At 53.8% G+C, this 20,358-nt stretch carries 28 protein-coding genes and 2 pseudogenes; 27 read left to right on the forward strand and 3 right to left on the reverse strand.

Translation table 11 applies throughout. From position 1 onward, the window contains the following. The first annotated feature begins 22 nt into the window (after positions 1-22). The 10 genes and pseudogenes from ACMV5I_RS05440 to ACMV5I_RS05485 all read left to right on the forward strand — a co-directional run bounded on the left by ACMV5I_RS05440 (position 23) and on the right by ACMV5I_RS05485 (position 5,756). A complete protein-coding gene (locus ACMV5I_RS05440; protein WP_414823817.1) occupies positions 23-358 on the forward strand; it encodes a hypothetical protein in 336 nt (111 codons plus the stop codon). An 18-nt stretch (positions 359-376) separates the two neighbouring features. Continuing rightward, a complete protein-coding gene (locus ACMV5I_RS05445) occupies positions 377-625 on the forward strand; it encodes a DUF2732 family protein (protein ID WP_414823818.1) in 249 nt (82 codons plus the stop codon). After that, entirely contained in the window at positions 618-956 is a 339-nt protein-coding gene (locus tag ACMV5I_RS05450) for a DUF5405 family protein (protein ID WP_414823819.1), read from the forward strand. Before ACMV5I_RS05445 ends, ACMV5I_RS05450 begins: the two co-directional genes overlap by 8 nt. Continuing rightward, positions 944-1,159 (forward strand): TraR/DksA family transcriptional regulator, encoded by a 216-nt coding sequence (locus tag ACMV5I_RS05455; RefSeq protein WP_414823820.1) that lies wholly within the window; start codon positions 944-946, stop codon positions 1,157-1,159. Before ACMV5I_RS05450 ends, ACMV5I_RS05455 begins: the two co-directional genes overlap by 13 nt. A gap of 2 nt (positions 1,160-1,161) precedes the next feature. Next, entirely contained in the window at positions 1,162-1,443 is a 282-nt protein-coding gene (locus tag ACMV5I_RS05460) for a DUF5405 family protein (protein ID WP_414823821.1), read from the forward strand. Further along, the gene (locus ACMV5I_RS05465; protein ID WP_414823822.1) at positions 1,440-3,734 is read left to right on the forward strand and encodes a replication endonuclease; all 2,295 of its coding nucleotides are present in this window, start codon (positions 1,440-1,442) and stop codon (positions 3,732-3,734) included. Before ACMV5I_RS05460 ends, ACMV5I_RS05465 begins: the two co-directional genes overlap by 4 nt. Positions 3,735-3,743: 9 nt before the next feature. Beyond that, entirely contained in the window at positions 3,744-3,968 is a 225-nt protein-coding gene (locus ACMV5I_RS05470) for a hypothetical protein (protein ID WP_414823823.1), read from the forward strand. Positions 3,969-4,187: 219 nt separating this feature from the next. Continuing rightward, the gene (locus tag ACMV5I_RS05475; protein ID WP_115160074.1) at positions 4,188-4,337 is read left to right on the forward strand and encodes a type I toxin-antitoxin system Hok family toxin; all 150 of its coding nucleotides are present in this window, start codon (positions 4,188-4,190) and stop codon (positions 4,335-4,337) included. 207 nt (positions 4,338-4,544) lie between these two features. Next, positions 4,545-4,730 (forward strand): annotated as a pseudogene (locus ACMV5I_RS05480) (toxin-antitoxin system HicB family antitoxin); the annotation flags it as partial. 348 nt (positions 4,731-5,078) lie between these two features. Then, a complete protein-coding gene (locus ACMV5I_RS05485) occupies positions 5,079-5,756 on the forward strand; it encodes a helix-turn-helix transcriptional regulator (protein WP_414823824.1) in 678 nt (225 codons plus the stop codon). 269 nt (positions 5,757-6,025) lie between these two features. Here the strand turns inward: ACMV5I_RS05485 and ACMV5I_RS05490 are convergent, their stop codons facing one another. Further along, the gene (locus ACMV5I_RS05490; RefSeq protein WP_414823825.1) at positions 6,026-6,409 is read right to left on the reverse strand and encodes a cupin domain-containing protein; all 384 of its coding nucleotides are present in this window, start codon (positions 6,407-6,409) and stop codon (positions 6,026-6,028) included. Between the two features lie 393 nt (positions 6,410-6,802). Here ACMV5I_RS05490 and ACMV5I_RS05495 point away from each other — a divergent pair, with 393 nt between their 5' ends. Continuing rightward, positions 6,803-7,009 carry a hypothetical protein gene (locus ACMV5I_RS05495; RefSeq protein ID WP_414823826.1) on the forward strand — a complete coding sequence of 69 codons (207 nt, stop codon included), beginning with the start codon at positions 6,803-6,805 and terminating at the stop codon, positions 7,007-7,009. A gap of 323 nt (positions 7,010-7,332) precedes the next feature. Here ACMV5I_RS05495 and ACMV5I_RS05500 read toward each other — a convergent pair whose 3' ends face one another. Both ACMV5I_RS05500 and ACMV5I_RS05505 read right to left on the reverse strand, forming a co-directional pair. After that, positions 7,333-8,361 (reverse strand): phage portal protein, encoded by a 1,029-nt coding sequence (locus ACMV5I_RS05500; RefSeq protein WP_414823827.1) that lies wholly within the window; start codon positions 8,359-8,361, stop codon positions 7,333-7,335. Further along, a complete protein-coding gene (locus ACMV5I_RS05505) occupies positions 8,358-10,130 on the reverse strand; it encodes a terminase ATPase subunit family protein (protein WP_414823828.1) in 1,773 nt (590 codons plus the stop codon). The genes ACMV5I_RS05500 and ACMV5I_RS05505 overlap by 4 nt, the downstream gene beginning before the upstream one ends. 164 nt (positions 10,131-10,294) lie before the next feature. Here ACMV5I_RS05505 and ACMV5I_RS05510 point away from each other — a divergent pair, with 164 nt between their 5' ends. From ACMV5I_RS05510 to ACMV5I_RS05585, 16 genes and pseudogenes are all read left to right on the forward strand, one after another. Next, entirely contained in the window at positions 10,295-11,140 is an 846-nt protein-coding gene (locus tag ACMV5I_RS05510; protein WP_414823829.1) for a GPO family capsid scaffolding protein, read from the forward strand. A gap of 62 nt (positions 11,141-11,202) precedes the next feature. Further along, positions 11,203-12,384, forward strand: a complete 1,182-nt coding sequence (locus tag ACMV5I_RS05515) for a phage major capsid protein, P2 family (RefSeq protein ID WP_414823830.1) — start codon at positions 11,203-11,205, stop codon at positions 12,382-12,384. A gap of 3 nt (positions 12,385-12,387) precedes the next feature. Continuing rightward, a complete protein-coding gene (gene gpM, locus ACMV5I_RS05520; protein ID WP_414823831.1) occupies positions 12,388-13,134 on the forward strand; it encodes a phage terminase small subunit in 747 nt (248 codons plus the stop codon). Between the two features lie 92 nt (positions 13,135-13,226). Continuing rightward, complete coding sequence (locus ACMV5I_RS05525) at positions 13,227-13,733, forward strand: head completion/stabilization protein (protein WP_414823832.1); 507 nt, start codon at positions 13,227-13,229, stop codon at positions 13,731-13,733. Further along, the gene (locus ACMV5I_RS05530) at positions 13,733-13,936 is read left to right on the forward strand and encodes a tail protein X (protein ID WP_071682572.1); all 204 of its coding nucleotides are present in this window, start codon (positions 13,733-13,735) and stop codon (positions 13,934-13,936) included. Before ACMV5I_RS05525 ends, ACMV5I_RS05530 begins: the two co-directional genes overlap by 1 nt. Before the next feature lie 2 nt (positions 13,937-13,938). Further along, complete coding sequence (locus ACMV5I_RS05535; RefSeq protein WP_074030984.1) at positions 13,939-14,148, forward strand: HP1 family phage holin; 210 nt, start codon at positions 13,939-13,941, stop codon at positions 14,146-14,148. Continuing rightward, positions 14,132-14,641 carry a lysozyme gene (locus ACMV5I_RS05540; protein WP_414823833.1) on the forward strand — a complete coding sequence of 170 codons (510 nt, stop codon included), beginning with the start codon at positions 14,132-14,134 and terminating at the stop codon, positions 14,639-14,641. The genes ACMV5I_RS05535 and ACMV5I_RS05540 overlap by 17 nt, the downstream gene beginning before the upstream one ends. Continuing rightward, positions 14,638-14,985: pseudogene (gene lysB, locus ACMV5I_RS05545) on the forward strand (Rz-like lysis system protein LysB); the annotation flags it as partial. The gene ACMV5I_RS05540 and the pseudogene lysB, both read left to right, overlap by 4 nt. After that, entirely contained in the window at positions 14,906-15,196 is a 291-nt protein-coding gene (gene lysC, locus ACMV5I_RS05550) for an Rz1-like lysis system protein LysC (RefSeq protein WP_414823834.1), read from the forward strand. The pseudogene lysB and the gene lysC, both read left to right, overlap by 80 nt. Next, a complete protein-coding gene (locus tag ACMV5I_RS05555) occupies positions 15,159-15,626 on the forward strand; it encodes a phage tail protein (RefSeq protein ID WP_414823835.1) in 468 nt (155 codons plus the stop codon). Before lysC ends, ACMV5I_RS05555 begins: the two co-directional genes overlap by 38 nt. Further along, the gene (locus ACMV5I_RS05560; protein ID WP_414823836.1) at positions 15,619-16,068 is read left to right on the forward strand and encodes a phage virion morphogenesis protein; all 450 of its coding nucleotides are present in this window, start codon (positions 15,619-15,621) and stop codon (positions 16,066-16,068) included. Before ACMV5I_RS05555 ends, ACMV5I_RS05560 begins: the two co-directional genes overlap by 8 nt. A gap of 78 nt (positions 16,069-16,146) precedes the next feature. Beyond that, positions 16,147-16,788: a phage baseplate assembly protein V gene (locus ACMV5I_RS05565; RefSeq protein ID WP_414823837.1), complete on the forward strand. Its 642-nt coding sequence runs from the start codon at positions 16,147-16,149 to the stop codon at positions 16,786-16,788. Next, a complete protein-coding gene (locus ACMV5I_RS05570; RefSeq protein WP_414823838.1) occupies positions 16,785-17,132 on the forward strand; it encodes a GPW/gp25 family protein in 348 nt (115 codons plus the stop codon). The genes ACMV5I_RS05565 and ACMV5I_RS05570 overlap by 4 nt, the downstream gene beginning before the upstream one ends. Positions 17,133-17,137: 5 nt before the next feature. Beyond that, positions 17,138-18,046: a baseplate assembly protein gene (locus tag ACMV5I_RS05575; RefSeq protein WP_414823839.1), complete on the forward strand. Its 909-nt coding sequence runs from the start codon at positions 17,138-17,140 to the stop codon at positions 18,044-18,046. Further along, entirely contained in the window at positions 18,039-18,566 is a 528-nt protein-coding gene (locus ACMV5I_RS05580; RefSeq protein WP_414823840.1) for a phage tail protein I, read from the forward strand. Before ACMV5I_RS05575 ends, ACMV5I_RS05580 begins: the two co-directional genes overlap by 8 nt. A 13-nt stretch (positions 18,567-18,579) precedes the next feature. After that, positions 18,580-20,358, forward strand: a complete 1,779-nt coding sequence (locus tag ACMV5I_RS05585) for a phage tail protein (RefSeq protein ID WP_414823841.1) — start codon at positions 18,580-18,582, stop codon at positions 20,356-20,358.

Genomic DNA, 20,358 nt, shown 5'->3' on the forward strand with positions numbered 1-20,358 from the left:
TTCTATTATCTGGAGTTAATGTATGGACTTATTAATAGAGAGGGTGCGAAAAACAAACCTTTCTAAGGTGATTGAATTCTGGGGCGAGGTTTATGCGTCAAATGACGCGCGTGTATTCAAATGCGATATTCACAATCTTATTCGCATCGCCGTAGACTCTACTCTAGCCCCTTGTGAGGTTGGGTATTTATTTTGCATCAAATCAAAGCCCGCCAGTGTTGTTGTGCCGGTTGGTTCTGTGTGTCTTTCCATTAGTGAGATTGTGAAGATTATTAAATATGTGATGCGCGAGCGAAAGCGGACTTTTTTGAGCGGACTCGATTGGCTTGATGGGTTTGATAATGGACTCCCTTTTTAAGAGGTAAATAAAATGCACATGTATAAAACCGTTGGCCAAGCAATGCGTAATAAGACTGACAATGAGTCACGTGAATGGATGTTGAAAAACGCCCGCAACGAGGCCAAGGCCGACGCGGCGACAAGCTTCTCGTCACGACTAGACCTCATGGCAACCCACGCGGCAGTTAATGGCCTGTCTAGTGTTGAGATTATCGAACTGTTACGCATAGAGTCCGAGAAGCTCGACCACGAGGCGCGCGCGCAAAGGCTGGTCGCTCATGGATAAGCAAGTCCGCGCTGCTAAAGGTCCGGCTAATCGCGTCGTTATCAATGGCTGGTATGCAATTACTAAAATGCGCACCGGGTGTTTTATTCTCGGTGATGTTAAGGAGGATAAAGAAACAGGTCACGAAGTTTACCCGACCATTGCCATTTACTCTGATGAATTAAAGCTCACGGCTGACATTATTAATTTGTCAGTAAAGCGTGGCGTATTTCTGAAAACCATCACCAGCTTTAACGACCTTTCTCGCCAAGGAGCATATATAGCCGGGCTGTGTCGCAATGCGATTGTTGAGCTTAATAAAAAAGAGGAGAAGCAACCATGCCGGATTTAATGGATTTAGTACAACAGCGTCAGCAGGAAACTCTCGCGAGCCAGATTAATGCAGCTCGTCACCGTGGCGGTGTGTCTGCGTCTATTTGCGAGGAATGTGACCAACCAATACCTGAGACGCGCCGCGCGGCTTTCCCAGGTGTGATTCGTTGTGTGTCATGCCAGACCATCTTTGAGCAACAATCCAAACATTTCCGGGGCTAATCATGCTGCGTATCGCTATCGGTGATGACTGGGTAATTACCAGTGACACATTCCAATTCATCCTAAACCGGAAAAAGACCGTTAAAAGCGGCAGCAAGGCGGGCGAGGAGTGGCTCGACGCCGTTGGTTATTACCCAACACTCATGCAACTGGTTTCGGGCCTCATTCATCAGGATATCCGTGATTCTGACATTATCGACGTTGCCGATTTGCCTTTGAGGGTTGAGTACATTGGCCTGCTGTGTCAGGAGGCTTTCGCTAATCACTCGGCTGCTGTCGAATGAGCGAGGCAGGCCGGGGGCGCATTGCCCCCGCTCCACCGCTAGCCTACCCAGGCAACACCGGCGAGCCGTTCGTCGGTGTTCACCCATGGAACTCGCCCAAACAGGCTATTGGCAAAGAGAGACCGCTTACCCGTGAGCAACACGCTCAGGCGCAAGCTGTTTTACGCAATATCCAATCCCTCCCGCACTTCCTTGGTGCGATTTTCCTGTCGCGCCATGCTTACCTGCTGAAAGATAAAGGGCTACACGATGCCAATAAATGGCTAATGCTCCAGTTTCAGCGCCGTATCTGGCCACGTATCGAAATCGTTAACGCTAAAAATGCCATGAATACCAACGTGTCACCCTGCTTTATGGCGGAGGTGGACAACTATGCGCGCCTGCCGGGGATGGATGATAAAGAGCTGCGGCGCTTTGCTGACCGTATTGCCGGGCAGTTAATGCAGAACTATGACCGTTATTGTGAGGAGTTTATCGAAGCCAATGGCGGCGATAACACCGGGTTAATCAGCAACAGCGTGCAGGCTGATTTTTATGGCCAAGTTGGCAATATGGCCCGTGCGTTCAATGTTACGCCGATGCACTGGCGCAAATACCGCAAAGGCAGGTTGGATGCTGATTCGGCCATTGCTGGTCTGCAACGGCTGGTTAACTCCGAGTGGTGGGAACGTCAGTTGAAAGCACTGCGCACGCGCTGGCGCGAGGCGTTGCTGATAGCTGCCGGTGAGGTCAACCGCAACAAATACCCCTACGCCAGCAAGCAGGCCATCAGGGATGTGCAGGCGCGGCGATTGGCCAACATGGAATACCTGAAAGGGTGCGACCTTGAGAACGTCGAGACCGGCGAGCGCTTCGACCTGATTGATAAGGTGATGGCGAGCATTTCTAACCCGGATATCCGTCGCATGGAGCTGATGAGCACCATTGCAGGCATAGAAAAATACGCTGCCAGCCAAAAGCATGTCGGCATGTTTATCACCATCACCACGCCGTCCAAATACCATCCGACCCGCGTTGTCGGCAAAGAAGACGATCCAAAGGTTCAGTTTAATCATAATTGGGATTTGGAAGCCTTCTCCCCCAAAGACGGCCAGCGCTATCTTGTCGACATCTGGAGCAAGATGCGCACCGCGTTTAAAGACCGTGACTTGAGTGTTTACGGTATGCGCGTCGTTGAGCCGCACCATGACGGCACGCCACATTGGCACATGATGCTCTTTTGCGAGCGCAAGCAGTGCCAGCAGGTTATCGACATCATGCGCCGGTATGCGCTGAAAGAAGATGGCAACGAACGCGGAGCCGCAAAAAATCGCTTTGAAGCCAAGCACCTGAATAAAGGTGGTGCAGCGGGGTACATCGCAAAATACATCGCCAAGAATATCGACGGCTATGCGCTCGACGGTGAAATAGACCGCGACACCGGTAAGCCGCTGCGAGATATGGCCGCTGCTGTGACCTCCTGGGCGTCTACCTGGCGCATCCCTCAATTTAAACCCATTGGCGTTCCTACCATGGGCGCATATCGCGAGTGCCGTGCCGACTGCCTCCGCTGGATTAGTCTGGCCGAGAGCTTTGACGAGCGTGTCGAGGCCGTTCGCGCTGCGGCGTCTGCGGGGGACTTTGCGGCATACATAGCCGGTCAGGGTGGTGCAAACGTACCGCGTGACATTCAGACCGTGCGTGTTGCGCGCAAGGTGGCCGATGAGCCGAATGCCTACGATGAAGAGGTGCAAAAGGTGGTTGGCATCTTCGCCCCCCATCTTGGCCAGGGCCACGTATTTGAAACCCGCACCACGGAATGGCGGATTGTTCGCAAGGCCGTTGACGTTGATTTGGATCTTTTGACTTTAAAAAGCGCCTCTGGCGCGCCTCGGAGTCCTGTCAATAACTGTGGGGAGGTTGGGCAAGAACCGGAGCAGGTATTGACTGTTACGCCGCCTGAGTACGTCACAGCGGTGATGAATTTGATTGAGAGCGGGGATGTTAGCTGGGATGACCCAGACGTCTCCAAGGTGCTCAAGGACGCTGTAAGGGGGCAATCACCAAAGGCAGGCAGACAGCAGCGTATCAAAAACCGCAATAAATCACGAATTGACGGCCCATCAGCCCGTCTGACGTTTGCAGAGCGTGACCGCATACCTAAAATTCTGCTTGAACTGGCGCGCGAGGGGATCACAGCCGAGCGTTGGGAGCTTAAGGCGCTAACACGCGGTGCAACGGTGATTTTCGACGGTAAAGAATTTTCATATCCGGCCCTTGATGAGTGGCCTGGATTCAGTAATGCACTATAGGTCGTAAATGTGTCTAATTATAATGAGTTAAAGCTTTTGGCATTGGATACGCATTATTACGGCGGAGCAGGGATTGAGCACTCACTCGACGCCCTTTATAAGCATTGCGCGCCATCTGTAGTGATTGAGTTATTGACCTCGTTGAAAGAGAAAGGCTGGCACATAGTAGAAGTTGAGCGAGTGCGGGATATGTGGCACGTGGCAACATTTGCGGTTAGCGATGAACGTAACTAAAAGGAACAGGGCAGAGAGGTAGCAAAAAGCTATTGATAGCTTCAAGGCCAACGGGGGATTGTGATATATTTCAAACGGGCGCTTGAGACTTTCTGTCTCTAGCACACCTGAGGCAGAAAGAGAAAAGCCCCGAGTCGATATTAATCAACCCGAGGCCCTTTCATGCATAGACAACATGATAGTAGCCTCTTACATGCCGAAAGGCAAGGAGCCGAAATCATGAGGCACAGTCGCCTTGTTTGGTGCTTATTTATCATCTGTATGACGATATTAGCATTTACGTTGCTTACCCGTGATTCACTCTGTGAGTTGCGAATACGGGACGGAAACAGGGAGGTTGCTGCACTCATGGCTTACGAATCCAGGTAAGGGCAACGGCGGGGAGAAATCCCCGCCAACTGCCTGTTGTGAGTGTAGCTCTCAAGCGTCCAGTTTTTGCGCCAATTTGTACTTATCCCCATCCTTAACCGGGTACGGTTAACAGTACAGAGTTTAGCCTGCGAATACGCATGAAAAATATAGGGTTAAAACATGACTACACCAGTAGCACCCAACATCATTCAAATAGCTGGGTAACTGGCGCTTATCAGCTATGTTCCGGAAATAGGGGCGTTTCGCGGCAAGTTTTTCCGCTTGTCTGGTTACTGTGATTTTGTCTCTGATAGCCGCCAGGGGTTACAAAGAGAAGGGGAGCTATCTTTGCGCGAATATTTGGATGAATGCTGCGCAGCAGGAGTTGAGGCATACGCCATGCAGGAAAAAACAGAATAAAATTAAATACCTGCTATAAATATGTAGCCTGTTACAAAATTAAATATCATTATTGTGTCAAATGCAATCATCTGCCCTTGTTAAAAAATACAGTTTTGCTATACCAATCATTAAGGGCTGACGTGTGTCAGTCAACAGACATAAAATCTTTCATCTTATTTATTGTGAGGTGTCACCATCTATAAAATAAACATTGTCATATTATAGGGTTCTACTATAACCCCTCTCGGCTTTACGGTTTTTTGTGAAGTCGCTGGGCGTCGTTTTCCTTTGTTAGTAATTATGACTGAAGTGTCAGTGTTGCCAATATTAGTGCACAATGCCGGGGCATAGTACATAATGAAAAAGGAAATTCCGCGTCAATTAATATCACTTTGGGAAAGAATGAATGAGCCTTACGGGGTAAAATCCCTTAAGTCAGAGTTTGTCTATGCAAATGCTGCATACAGTGATTTGTTGGATCTACCCAAAGGCTTCAATGTTGAGGGGCGACTTGACAGTGAGTTGCCTGCGATAACGGCGGAGTATGCGGCCAGTTTTCAACGGCATGACCGTAAGGTTGAAGCTTTGGGGCAGCGCTTAAGCTCGCTGGAGATCCATCCCTTTGGTCGTGAACAAACATTGAAAGGGTATATCTTCAATAAAACCCCTTTCTATAATGCTGAGGGTGAGTGTATTGGCACAGTTTTTCATGCGCAACAACAAACGCATCATTCATTAAAATATTTTATTACAGACAGGAAACCCGCCTCAATTATCTTTTCTGAACCATCAAGCTTCTTTACAACAAGAGAGTGGGAGGTGATATTTTTAATGTTTAGAGGAATGAGTCAAAAGCAAATTGCACAAGTTTTAAACGTGACGCCCGGGACGGTTCGGCAAAAAGTTCATTTGATTTATCAAAAGGCGCAAGTGTCCAATAACTTATCGCTATTTGATTTTTGTGAGGCTAAGGGGTGGGCTTCCTATGTTCCATCGGCATTTATACGCAAAAAACATATCTTGCTTGAGTTGTAAGTTGTGGGTGGAGGCAATCGCCTGTTTTAATCCATCTCGTTTTAATAAAAAAAGCGCAGGCTAACTTAGCCTGCGCCGAAAACCAGCAATAAGTAGGGATGATCCTTCGACACCTCGGCGTGTCTAGGAGGCGTCTTTATACCCAATGATTTCTTTTTTTGTGTAACGTAATTGTAAAGTTATGTGAATCCTTTATGTTAATAATTTGATGGAATTTGTTTTATTATTAACTGGGTTTCATTAAGTCACTTTTGCCAATGTTTTATGATTTAGCACAAATCACCAAACATGAGTCTGTCAGTCGAGAGGTGTGACTCCGGGCATAAGAAAATTAAGTCAAGGTCAGTATCGGCGACTAGCTGGTGTGCTGTGTGGGGATGTATGCAAAAGACATCTCCCTTTGTGACAAAGTGGGAGCGCTGGTTTGTCAAAGTGCTTTTGTCCTCATCTGCAAGGTAAATCAGTCCTTTACCGGACAAAATAATATACCACTCCTCCCCTTCACTATGAGAATGGCAACTGACCTTCTTTCCTGCCTGCATTCGAGTCCCGAAAATGGTTAACTGCTGTCCGCGTGAAAGTGTTGCAATTGCGATCCCGACCGCTGCGTCAAGTTTGGCAGCGCCAATTTCTTCTGAAAAATTTTTCATCATATTACTTTTCCTTCTCTGCAAGTAGTAACACCTTGTTACTATCAATACCATAAATTACAACATAAAATTAATGTTAGCATCATGAATGATTGCTTCGAGTAACATTACAGATGCTTGGCAGGGAGTGGGAAAGTGAGCTTTCAGCCAGTGTTGCATAACGCTTTCTGACAGGTATCTTGAAGCGGAAAACAATCATAACGTGCAGCCAAAAAATGCAGTGATTTTGTGAGTTTTTTAATTTCCAGGGGAATCTTTCGTTTGATTAAATGAGGATTTCCAAATGATTAAAGATAGAGCTGCCGACCTGGCTATCATCAGACAGTTTATTATCGTGCTACGTATTTAATGCACATTAAATAGTATGTGGTTATTTATGATTAACGTAATTTCACTATGATGGCTTTGGGGCTTTTTAGAATGAATTTGCAGTTAAAACATGCTGTTGCGGTAGAACGTATTGAGATGATTGCACGCTTGGTCGCTGATCCGACTGTCCATCTTCGGCCTCGCGATCGTGAGGTTGCCATTTCTTTGATCGATGAGATTTTAGCTTGCGTTAGAGCAGATAATGAGGGGAGTGATTGGAGTAAAAAGCGCTAAATTGCACTTGCATGTCCATGCTGCATTAAAATGCATGAGTGATTTACTCTCATTTCTTACTTGTGGCACCAGTGCTGGTGCCGTTTTCACCGAGTCATGCAAGTGCATTAAAACCGCCCCATGAAGCGTGCAGGCGTGGCGGGGATAGTATTGCGCGCAGATTGAATTTTATTTTCAAAAAATAATTTATTTTTCGCGTCGTGGCGGCGTTGAATTTTTGAAATTAAATCAGGAGCGGGGTAAGGGATTGCGTGGCGTGACGGGCGTCTGAGAGCGTTACTGTGTAGGTGTAAAAAATGCCGCCGGTGATGGCGGCTGTGCTGTTATTCATCGTCGTTGTCGAGGGTGTATTTTTTAAACCGAATGACCTCAATACCCAGCCAGTCATTAACCTCCTTGATGCGCTCCTGTAGCGGCGTCAGCTCGTTGCGCACAAAGACCTTGGCCGCTTTTTCTACGTCGCCAGTTGACCCCACGTTTTCCGGCTTGCCACCCATGAGCTGATAGGGGATGCGGTGGGCGTCCATCAGGTCAGCCGCGCTGACTTTCTTGATGTTAAAAAAATCGTCCTTGGTTGCCACTTCACTGAGCGGCACGATTTTAATGCCGTCGGGCTTTCCGTTCGGTGCATAGAAAAACAGGTTTTTGAAATTACCCAATCCCTTTGAGTTACTCATCGCCTCGCGCAGCGCATCGACGTCGGTGGTGCTTTGGGCCGCGTCGGTCACATACATTATGTAACCGGCGTGCGCGCCGTTCTGGTAATACTTGCGGCGGAACAGCGTAGCGGACTCGTTCAGCCATGCCGAGTTAAGCGCGCTCAGGTATTCCGGCATCCCATAAAGCTCCTGGTTAATATCCGGCTCCAGCAGGTGAAAAACACTGTCCGGGGCGAAGCTATGCGGCTCGGTAAAGGATTGCACAAACCAATAAACACCACGCTCCACGCCGCGCCGGGTGTATTTGGCCGGGGAGGTGGCAAGCTTCATCAACTTGCCGCTGACGCTAAAACGCTGCTCTAAAAAAGCGTTCCCAAATACCAGATGGTCAAGCGCAAAGCGGCTAAAATCCTGCTGAGATAGCAGCGGGTGCGGGATGTAGGTGCTGGCCAAGATGTTGCGCTTCACGTAAATCGGTGAGCTGTGATGTACGGCGGCGCGAAAGGTTTTCGCCAGCCCGGAAAAGCTGATTGGCGGCTCGATCCATTTGCCGTTACCGACGCACTCGGTGTAATCCAAAATGTCACGGCGATCTAATACCGCTGACGGCTCGCCAAAGGTGAAAGCCTGCGTAGCCTGGGCGGGCTGCGTGGTGGTGGTGGCCTTTTTGTTGTGGCGGTTGCGCTTACTCATCGGTTGAACTCCAGAATAGATTTAGATGGCTGGCCATTGGCGGCGGTGAGCGGTTCGTTTAACAGGGCGTGCATGGTTGCCCAAGCCACGTCGGCGTGGCTGGCTTCTTCACTGCGACTGGCGTCATAGGTGGCGCTGCGTCCACTGGCGGTCATGGTTTTGCGGATGGCCATAAACGACTTGGTGATGTCCGTGTGCGCGATGTCATACTCCAGGCGGCCACTGCCAATGGTGTCTTTGGCTTTCAGCACCATGGCGGTCTTAACCTCCGGGCTATAGCGGATTTCCCGTGCTGCCGGGTAGAAAGCGCGCACAAGCTGGAAAACCCCTTGCCCGATGCCGGTGGCGTCGATACCGATGTATTCCACGCGGTATTTTTCTGTTAGCGCTTTGATGGCCTCGGCCTGGGCGGCAAAGTCCATGCCTTTCCACTGGTGGTGCTCCAGGATGCGGAATTTACCGCCCGCGACCATCGGCGGAGCCAGTACCACACACCCGGCACTGTCGCCGGTGTGCGCAGGGTCATAGCCGACCCATACTGGGCGGTCACCGAAGGGCCGGGCCGCATAGGGGTTAACGTCCGTCCATTCCTCCAGGCTGTCCACCATGCAGCCCTGTAATTCCTCAAACGGGAACACCGAGGCTTTATCGTCCACGAATTCGCACATAAACAGATTGCGGAAATCATCGGCGCTGTTTTCGCGCTTAAGCGTGTCCAGGTCGAACAGGTCGCAGCCCCCGGCGAGCGCATCCTCAATGGTGACAATTTGCCGCCATTGGCCATCATCACAGAGTTTGCCCGCAGCTAGCGCGTTGTGGCTGATATCGATCTCCACATGCTCTTTGGTGCTTTTGCGCCCCTTATTGAACAGTTCGCCAGACCAGAACGGGAACGCCCCATGCGCGAGAGTGGACGGGGTGGAAAAGTAGGTTGACCGCAGGTGCTTCTGTGAGGCCATGCCGGAGGCCACTTTGCGCAGCTTTTGGAAGTTCGGGATCCAAAAGATTTCGTCGACCAACAGGTCGCCGTTATGGCTCTGCGCAGTGTTGGAGTTGGTGCCAAGGAAAATCAGCTTCGCGCCATTGTTACCCAGGACAATCGGGTCGCCGGTCAGCTCAACGTCAACCATCCGGGCAAACTGAATAATGTATTCACGGAACACATACGCCTGGGTCTTGCTGGCTGAGAGGAAAATCTGATTGTGGCCGGTCTTTAGGGCACGCAGCAGCGACTCGCGCGAGAAATAAAACGTTGCGCCAATCTGGCGCGATTTCAGGATGTTGCGGATACGGTGCGCCAGTCCGGCTTTGTGCCAGCCGAGCTGATACTCAAACGATTCGTCATAAAAAATGGCCTCCAGTTTATCGATGGCCTCCTCGCTGAAATAGTTCTTTTTCGGCTTCTTGCGCTCGCCCTTGTTGCGGTTGGCCACGTTGGGATTGATATCGACCTCGTTGCCGGTGGCCATGTAGCGATTAACCCGTGCTAACCGCTCAATCTGACGGCCTAACAGGTCAATCTCTTTGTAGTCACTGCCTTCCTTTTTGCCCTTCAAAATGAGCTGAATAATCCGCGCTTCCAGGCTGGCTTCCACGCGGGAAATCGGGGCGATATCGTCCCATTTTTCGCGCTGCTTCCAGCTCTGCACGGTGGGTGCCTTTTGGTTGAGCATTTCGGCAATCTGCTTGACGGAAAACCCTTGCCAGTAGAGCAAGGCGGCCTGTCGGCGCGGGTCGCTTAGGAGTGTGGTGTCGGTCTGAATGTGCATGTTGTGCCCTCGTGGTGATGTTGAGGGCAAGGCTACGCAACCGGCACCGGCGGCGCGCTAAGGTGCTGTTGTGTCAGGGGCAGTCCGTCGGCCATCGCTGGCCGCGTGCGTGTTTGACCGGGAAACTAGCCCCGACATAACACTCCCAATCAGGACAAATGACCATGGCAAAAAAAGTATCAAAGTGGCTTCGCGTTGGCGTTGAAGGTGACACCTGCGATGGCCGTGTGATTGACGGTAATGATATCCAGCAAATGGGCGAGAGCTTTGACCCGCGTGTCTATGGCTGCCGTATCAATTTGGAACACATCAAAGGGCTATTCCCCAACGGCGATTTCAAGCGCCTGGGTGATGTGGTCGAGCTGAAAGCCGAGAAAATCGCTGATGATTCCATCCTTAACGGCAAATGGGCGTTGTTCGCCAAGTTGACCCCCACCGACGACTTGGTCGCCATGGTGAAGGCGGGCCAGAAGGTTTACACCTCCATGGAAATCCGCCCGAACTTTGCCAATACCGGCAAGTGCTATCTCGTTGGCCTCGCGGTGACTGATGACCCGGCCAGCCTGGGTACGGAATACCTTGAATTCTGCTCAACCGCCAAAGCCAACCCACTCGCGGGCCGTAAGGCCGAGCCGGGCGACCTGTTCTCAGTGGCCACGCTGGTCGAACTGGAGTTCGAAGAGGTGCCCGATACCTTGCTATCCAGCCTGAGCGAAAAGGTAAAAGCCATGTTCAGCCGCAAGCAGGAGAGCGATGACGCGCGTTTCGGCGATGTGCATGAGGCCGTCACGGCGGTGGTGGAGCAGGTTCAGGCCAGCGGCGAAAGCACCGCACAGCGTTTTACCGAGCTGGAGCAGGAAATCGCCGGGCTGAAAACAACCATCGAGGCGGGCAAGCAGGAATTTGCCACGTTAAAAACCACGCTCGACAACACCGAGAATTTTAGCCAGTCACGTCGTCCGGCGGCTACTGGCGGCGAGGGTGGGGATAGCCTGCTGACCAACTGCTAACCGTCTGACCGGGGCGCAGTGCGCCCCCTGTTATCACCCCGTTTATTGACTAGGAAATCCTAATGAAAAAAGAGACCCGCTTTAAATTTAACGCTTATCTGACGCAGGTTGCGAAGCTCAACGGCATCGACGTCGGTGACATTTCCAACAAGTTCAGCGTGGAGCCATCCATCACGCAAACTCTGATGAACACCACGCAGGAAACTTCTGATTTCCTGACCCGCATCAACTTTGTGCCAGTCGATGAGTCGAAAGGGGAAAAGGTCGGTGTGGGCGTGGGCGGTTCCGTTGCCAGCACCACGGATACCGATGGCGGAAAAGAGCGTCAGACCGCTGATTTCACTGCGCTGGAATCAAAAGGCTACGAGTGCCATCAAATCAACTTCGATTTCCACATCCGCTATAACACGCTCGACCTTTGGGCGCGTTATCAGGATTTCCAGTTGCGTATCCGCAACGCCATCGTGAAGCGTCAGGCGTTGGATTTCATCATGGCCGGGTTTAACGGCGTTATGCGCGCGCCCACCTCTAACCGCATTAAGTATCCGCTGCTGCAAGACTTGGCGGTCGGCTGGCTGCAAAAGTACCGCGACGAAGCGCCAACGCGCGTAATGAATAAAGTCACAGACGATGAGGGCGCGATAATTTCCAATGTCATCCGCATTGGTAAAGACGGGGATTACGCCAACCTGGATGCGCTGGTAATGGACGCCACCAATAGCCTGATTGCGCCATGGCATCAAGAGTCACCCGACTTGGTGGTCATCTGTGGGCGCCAACTACTGGCGGACAAGTATTTCCCGATTGTTAACCAGGAGCAGGCGAACACCGAGGCGATGGCCGCCGACGTGATTGTCAGCCAGAAGCGCATCGGTAACTTGCCAGCCGTGCGCGTGCCGTTCTTCCCGGCCAATGCCGTCTTTGTCACCAGCCTGGAAAACCTCTCTATCTACTTTATGGATGAGAGCCACCGCCGTCACATTGAAGAGAATGCCAAGCGTGACCGCGTGGAGAACTACGAGTCGATGAAAATCGACTATGTGGTTGAGGATTACGCCTTCGGTTGCCTGATTGAAAATATCGAGCTGCTGGCCCCTGTCGCGCCAAAAGCTGCCGCATTTAGCGTGATGGAGGCGTCACCAAATGCTGATATTGGCGCGCTGGCTGATGCCATTGTGTTAGCAGTAAAAGGCGCTGCGCAGCCCGCAGCAACCGGCGAACAACCCGCAGACGATAAGGCGTAAATCATGACGAGTCCCGCACAGCGTCACATGATGCGGGTCTCGGCCATGGAGGCTGCGCAGCGGGTAGATGACCCGCTGCGCCATGCCAACGCCTACGAGCAAATGCTCGTCAAGCTGGCCGCAGACCGCGCAAAGTTAAAACAAATCTACTCCGTCGAGAGGAAAGCCGAGCACAAGCGGGCCATGTTGCCTGCCTATGCGCCCTGGGTGGCGGGCGTGCTGGCCGAAGGGCGTGGCGCACAGGATGACATCCTGATGACCGTCATGCAGTGGCGGCTCGATGCCGACGATATCCCTGGTGCGCTGGTGATTGCGCCCTACGCGCTGCAACACCGGCTTGCTACCCCGAACAACAAGCGCCCGGCACCCTATTTGCTGGTTGAAGATGTTGCGCTGTCCGCCGAGCGCTGCCGCAAGGCGGGGACGCCGGTGGCCATCAGCGACTTGCTGGCCACGCTGGAGCTGGTCGGCGATGCCGATATGCCCGAAGAGGTGCGCGCCAAGCTGCATAAGGTTATCGGCCTGATGTTGAGTGAGGCGGGTGACTTCGCGCAGGCGCTGGAGCACCTCAACATCGCCATGCGAAAGGACAAGGCTGCCGGGGTGAAAAAAGAGATCCAACGGTGCGAGAGTGCGCTCAAGCCCAAACCCGCCCCCGCCGCCAAAAGAACAACTGCGCGCCCGCGAAAGACTGCCGCCACCCCGGCAAAACGTGGGCGCCCACCGAAGGCGAAAAAAGTCGCCGGTTAACTGAATGCGCCCCGCGCTGGGCGGCACGATGGCCGCGACTGCCTTAGGGCTTATCAATTCCATCGTCCACCGCCCCCTATTTTGAGGTCGTCATGACAACAGTGATTATGCATAACCCCGTTGCGCCGCCCGACGAGCTGACGGCCATTATTCCGCCCACGGATGTGGCGGAGGCGGTGATTAAAAACACCTTCTTTTTCCCCGATGTAGACCCGAAGCGCGTGCGTGAGTTGATGCGCCTGGAGCATACCGTCACCCCGCAGCGCCTGCGCCGCGCCATTCAAAGCGGTATCGCGGAGACCAATGCCGAGTTGTATCTGTACCGCGAGCAGCAGATGGCCGCCGGGTTTAAATGCCTGACGGACGTGCCCGCCGAGCATATCGACGGGGAGAGCGAGAAGTGTTTTCACTACTTGAGCGCGGTCTGCGCCATGGCCACCGCTGTCCTGTACGAGCGTTACCGTACCGTCGATGCCAGTGCCAAGGGCGATAAAAAGGCCGATGACGTTGAGGCGTCGATTGATGAGCATTGGCGGGATATGCGCTGGGCTGTGGCTCGGTTGCAGGGCAAGCCGCGCTGTATCGTCGGGCAGCTCTGATGGAGGTCATTGCACAGCAGGGTGACACCCTTGATGCGCTTTGCCACCGGCATTATGGCCGCACCGAGGGCGTGGTCGAGGCGGTGCTGCTGGTCAATCCGGGGCTGGCCGAGGTGGGTGTCATTCTGCCCCATGGCACCGCCGTCACGCTGCCGGTGATGGAGACCGCTCCGGCAACCGAAACCGTTCAGCTATGGGATTAAGCATGGAGAAAATCACCTCGTTCTTTGCCTATGCCGTGGCCGTGATGCTGGCCTGGGTGGGCAAGTATTCCGCGCAGGATATCGCGCTGATTGTCGGTGCGACGGTAGGTGTCGGCACCTTTGCCATCAACTGGTATTACCGCCGCAAGAGCTATCTGTTGCTCAAGCGTGCCGGTGTTCAAAAGGAGGTTATCGATGCCCTCAATCGTTAAGCGTTGCAGCGTGGCGGCGGTGTTGCTGTTGGCCATGCTGCTGCCTGATTTTTCACAGTTGCGCACCTCACTCGCCGGGCTGGAGTTGATTGCCAACCAGGAAGGGTGCCGCCTGAGTCCGTACCAGTGTAGCGCTGGCGTATGGACGAGCGGCATTGGCCATACCGCCGGGGTTAAGCCGGGGCAGGCTATCAGCGAGCGTGATGCCGCCGTCAATCTGGTGGCAGATGTTATGCAGATTGAGCGCAGGCTCGCGCAATGTATGCCGGTGGCCATGCCGCAGCCGGTTTACGACGCTGTGGTCAGCTTTGCCTTTAACGTCGGCACTGGGGCGGCGTGTAAGTCCACGCTGGCGCATTTTATCAATCAGCGACAATGGTCGCAGGCGTGCAATCAGCTCCCGCGTTGGGTGTACGTCAATGGCGTGAAGTCTGCCGGGCTGGCCAACCGGCGCGCCAGTGAGCGCACGCTGTGCATGACGGGGGCGCAATGAAAACGTTGATTACCTTGCTGGTGCTGGCCGTCGTGGCGGTGTGTTGGATAGGGCGGGAAAACCGCGAGCTGACGCGCTCACTGTCCGACGCAACCGAGACTGTCGGTAAGCAGAAAAAAGCGCTGCAAGCCTCGCAGAAAGCGCTCACAGAACTGAAAGCCCGCGCCCGCAGCGACGAGCGGGCGCACGCACAGTTACGTGAGCAGCGTGACACTGCCGAGGCATTGGCCACCCGTCGCAATCAAACCATCACGAGGCTCCTCAATGAAAATGAAGCTCTGCGCCGCTGGTATGTTTCTCCTTTGCCTGATGATGTTGTCAGGCTGCACCGCCGCCCCGGATTTGCCACCCCCGACGATTATCTACGCTGGATGTCCGAGGGTCAGCAGTTGCCCGATACCGGAAAGCCAACCGACCACCAACGGGGCGTTAAGTGAGGATGTCCGCCAGCTTGAGCGCGCCCTGGTGAGCTGCGCGCAGCAGGTCGAGACCGTGAAACACTGTCAGGAGGAATTAGATGCTAAAGCCGAAAAGCCTGCGCAAGGCGCTCAATGATGCGGTGCCGGTACTGAAAGCCAACCCCGAAATGCTGCGCATCTTTATCGACAGCGGGGCGATTGGGGCCACGTTGGCGGCGTCGCTGTCATTCGAAAACCGCTACACGCTCAACGTGGTGGTAACGGATTTCACCGGCGACCTTGATTTGCTGTTGGTGCCTATGGGGGCGTGGCTACGGGAAAATCAGCCCGATATCATGACCACTGACGAGGGCAAAAAGCAGGGGTTTACCTACATCGCCGACATCAACAATAACGACAGTGTTGACGTGAGTATCAGCCTGCGCCTGACAGAACGCACCATTGTCAAAGAGGTTGATCGGGCGCTGCATGTTTCGCACGCCCCGGAGCCACCACCGCCGGTGCCAGTCGAAAGCCCGACCCGGCTCTATGTTGGCGATGAGCTAGTGAGCGAATGGAATGGATGAACTTAAACCCTTTGATGACCGTCTGGCGGCATTGATTGCCAGCCTGTCACCGGCCAGTCGCCGCAAGATGGCCGCCGAGATTGCCAAGCAGTTGCGCGCCAGCCAGCAGCAGCGCATCAAGCGCCAACAGGCACCCAATGGCACGCCGTATGCCCGTCGCCGCCAGCCGGTGCGGGGTAAAAAAGGGCGGGTTAAGCGAGAGATGTTCGAAAAGCTGCGCACCCATCGTTACATGAAAGCCAAGGGCAGTAATGACGACGCGGTGGTCGAGTTTGTTGGGCGCGTCCAGCGCATGGCGCGCGTGCATCAGGAGGGCTTGCGAGACCGGCCAGCGCGCTACAGCAAAGAGGTGCGCTATGAGATTCGTGAGTTGCTGGGCTTTAGCGAGGCTGATCGACAGATAGTGGAGGATGTGGTGATTTCTCACTTTGCAGATAGCTGATAGCTGTTAACCGTTGTTTGGCGGGCCATCCTACGTCCGCCGATTGCCGCTGGATCTCTCCGGCGGCATCCTTTCCCCATGAAAACACTCGAAACCCTCTCCGAACTCGCGCGCGCAGTGCGCAACCTTATCCGCATTGGCGTTGTTGTTGACGTCGATATCGATGAGGGGCGCTGCCGCATCCAAACCGGCGGCAATACTACCGACTGGTTGAACTGGCTTACCTGCCGCGCTGGGCGCTCGCGCACCTGGTGGGCACCCTCCATTGGTGAGCAGGTGCTTGTACTGGCCCTGGGTGGCGAGCTGGATACCGCCTTTGTGCTGCCAGGTATTTATTCCGATGACTTCCCGCCGCCGTCGGTCTCTGCCGATGCGTTCCACGTCAGTTTTCCTGATGGCTCGGTCATTGAGTACGAGCCGGAAACCGGCGCGCTGACCGTTACCGGCATCAAAACGGCGGACGTGACCGCCTCCGAGTCGGTCACCGTCACGGTGCCGGTGGTGACGGTCAATGCCAGCGAAAAAATCACCCTTAACACACCGGAGGTGGTCTGCACCAATAAGCTGACCACCGGCACGCTGGAAGTGCAGAAAGGCGGCGAGATGAAAGGGAGTATCAGCCATTCCGGCGGCACCTTCACATCCAATAACGTGCAGATAGATAAACACGGTCACGGTGGCGTGCAGCGCGGCGGTGGCTGGACGGAGGGCACAAAATGACAGCGCGCTACAGCGGCATGAGCCGCGACACCGGCACCGAGTTAACCGACCTTGACCATATTCGCCAAAGCGTGCGTGACATTCTTATCACACCGATTGGATCGCGCGTGATGCGCCGTGAGTACGGTTCTTTGCTATCAGCCCTGATTGACCAGCCGCAAAACGCAGCGGTCAAGCTGCAAGTGATGGCCGCCTGCTACGTTGCAATCCTGAAATGGGAGCCGCGCATCAGCCTGACGGCCATCACGTTCGAGAGCTATTTCAATGGCCAGATGGTTGTTGATATCACCGGCGAGCGTCGCGACGCCAGCGGCACATTTTCCTTAACCATCCCTTTGAGCTGATAACTATGCCAACCATCGACTTAAGCCAGCTCCCCGCCCCGGATGTGGTGGAGGCGTTGGAGTATGAAAACCTGCTGGCCGAGCGCAAAGCAACGCTGATTTCCCTGTATCCGGTAGACCAGCAGGAGGCTATCGCGCGCACCCTGGCGCTGGAGTCAGACCCTATCGTCAAGCTGTTGCAGGAAAACGCCTATCGCGAGCTGATGCTGCGCCAGCGGGTGAATGAGGCGGCGCGCGCCGTGATGGTGGCTTTTGCCAACGGCAGCGACCTCGACCAGCTTGGCGCGAATGTTGATACTCCTCGACTGGTGATCACCCCCGCTGATGACACTACGTTGCCACCCACACCGGCGGTCATGGAGTCCGATAGCGAGTATCGGGTGCGTATCCCGCAGGCATTTGAAGGTATTAGCGTTGCGGGGCCATCCGGTGCCTATGAGTACCATGGTCGCGCGGCCGATGGTCGGGTGGCTGACGTGAAAGCAATCAGCCCGAGTCCGGCCTGCGTGACCGTTTCGGTGTTGTCGCGGGAGGGTAACGGCATGGCCAGTGCCGACCTGTTGGCCGTGGTCACTCGCGCCTTGAATGACGAGAACGTGCGCCCGGTGGGTGACCGCGTGACCGTGCAATCCGCGAACATTGTCAAATACACCATTGAGGCGGTGCTCTATCTCTACCCAGGCCCGGAAGGGGTCACCATACAGGCCGCCGCCGAGGCCAAACTCAAGCGCTATATCACTGCGCAACACCGATTGGGGCGTGACATTCGCCTTTCAGCCATCTATGCCGCGCTGCACGCGGAGGGGGTGCAACGTGTGGAGCTGAAAAAGCCGTTGGCCGATATCGTGCTGAACAATACCCAGGCGTCATTTTGCGAGCAGTATCGCATCACTGTCGGGGGATCCGATGAATAACCGTCTGCTACCGGTCGGCTCCTCGCCGCTGGAGGTGGCCGCCGAAAGAGCCTGCGCGGAACTGGCGCGCGTGCCGGTGCCGTTGCGTGACCTGTGGAACCCGGCAACCTGCCCACTCAATCTGCTGCCCTATCTGGCCTGGGCGTTCTCGGTTGACCAGTGGGACGAGTACTGGCCGGAGGTCGTCAAGCGCAACGTGGTGACCTCAGCGTTTTACCTGCACCGCCACAAAGGCACTATTGGCGCTGTTCGCCGGGTCGTTGAGCCGCTCGGTTATCTCATCAAAGTGCATGAGTGGTGGCAAAGCAATGACCCGCCCGGCACCTTTCGGCTGGATATCGGCGTACTGGAAACCGGCATCACCGAGGAAATGTATCAGGAGATGGAGCGGATGATTGCCGATGCCAAGCCGGTCAGCCGCCACCTTATCGGCCTCAATATCGTGCAGGACGTTAACGGCCCTGTTTACACCGGCGTCGGCATTTACGATGGCGACACGATCACCGTTTACCCCGGATAATAAGCGAGAAATCATGAGTAAATACAAAGCCATTCTGACCACCGCCGGGGCGGCAAAGATTGCAGCCGCCAGCGCAGGCGGCAAGCCGTTAAAGATTGACCGTCTGGCCGTAGGGGACGGTAACGGCACGCTACCCACGCCTAGCCCGGCACAAACCAAACTGATTAACGAGCGTTACCGCGCGGCACTTAACTCATTGACCGTTGATAAGGCTGCGCCAGACCGGCTGATTGCTGAGTTAATTATTCCGGCCAGCGTGGGCGGTTTCTGGCTGCGTGAAATGGGCCTGTATGACGCAGATGGTGTGCTGATTGCAGTCAGCAATATGGCTGAGTCCTACAAGCCGAAACTGGAGGAGGGCAGCGGGCGCACGCAGACCTTGCGCATGGTGCTGATTGTCAGCCACACCGAGGCCATCACGCTGATTATTAGCGGCGATATGGTGACGGCCACACGTGACTTTGTGGCGGCGGCCATTGATGACCATGCCAAATCCCGCAACCATCCCGACGCTACCACGGCGGCCAAGGGGTTTGTGCAACTGAGTAGTGCCGTTGATAGCGAGGTTGAGAATCTGGCTGCGACCCCCAAAGCCATAAAGAGCGTTAATGATGCCGCGGTTAAGCGGGCGCAGAATCTGGCAGACCTTACTGATAAAGCCCTTTCGCGTAAGAATCTGGAGCTGGGCAGCGCCGCAGTCAGAAATACGGGGATAGGAAGTAGTGAGATTGCCCTTAATGGCAGTTTTGGTATTGGAGGGGCAACCCCGGAAGTAGCAAGAGACAATACGTTGTCTGTGATTAAGGGAATGGGAAGTGGTAACTATGCGGTTAATGCCCCTTCACCGGATATGCCATCAACAGCCGTTTCCTATCAACTGGACTGGTCATTAACGTCAGCCAGTGGTAACCGGTATGGGGTTTTGATAGCTAGAGCATTGAGCGATAAGGGGCAGGTTAACGATAAACACTGGCGAAACTCGTTGCGCAATGGCGTATGGCAAGGCTGGGTGATGTTCTATGATTCTGAGAATAAACCTACTGCCGCAGATGTTAACGCCTATGCAAAGTCAGAATCGGATAGCCGCTATGCCTATAAGTCGATCACGATTAATGGGAAGCCATTATCATCAAATGTGAATTTAACTGCAGGTGATCTTAATGCCTGGAATAAAACAGAGTCTGATGGTCGTTTTATTTATAAGACGGGTGACACAATTAATTGGCTGAATGTCAATAACACACTGAATATTGGGCTTGATACTGCTGTTGGTCGTACACTTTTTGTTAATGGTCAGGAGTTTATTTATAAGCGTGGCCTCCAAGACCCCGTTAATAATGCGCGACAAACCAATGGTATGCGCATACAGGGAGCCGGGAATTTGTTAGTTGATATATACCATCATGAGCGCATAGGTCAGTATCATCATTTTGGTATTCACCTGTCCGGTGGCGGCGCGGATGGCTGGTATGAATTCAGGGGGGACGGGTCATTCAGTGCCGGTGCCACAGTAGGCGCAGGCGGCCCGAATGGAGCAAAGTTATACCAGGACGGTAATCTGTCAGGTTCGCAATGGGGCGGTTATCTCAGTAATTGGCTGAGTAATAACACCGTCAGCCGAGTAATGCGTGGTTCACAAGGCTCAATGACGATGGATGGTAGATTGGTTGAAGCCCCAGCGGGGTGCGTACTGACCGGAGGGAATGGCAATGAAGGTAATCAGGTTGGTGTGGCTTTGTATCGTCCGTTGCAGATTTGGCGTGGCGGTAGTTGGGTAACTATCGAGGGTTAA

This window comes from Serratia sp. T13T92, from assembly GCF_047530105.1.
Classification (GTDB): Bacteria; Pseudomonadota; Gammaproteobacteria; order Enterobacterales; family Enterobacteriaceae; genus Chania; species Chania fonticola.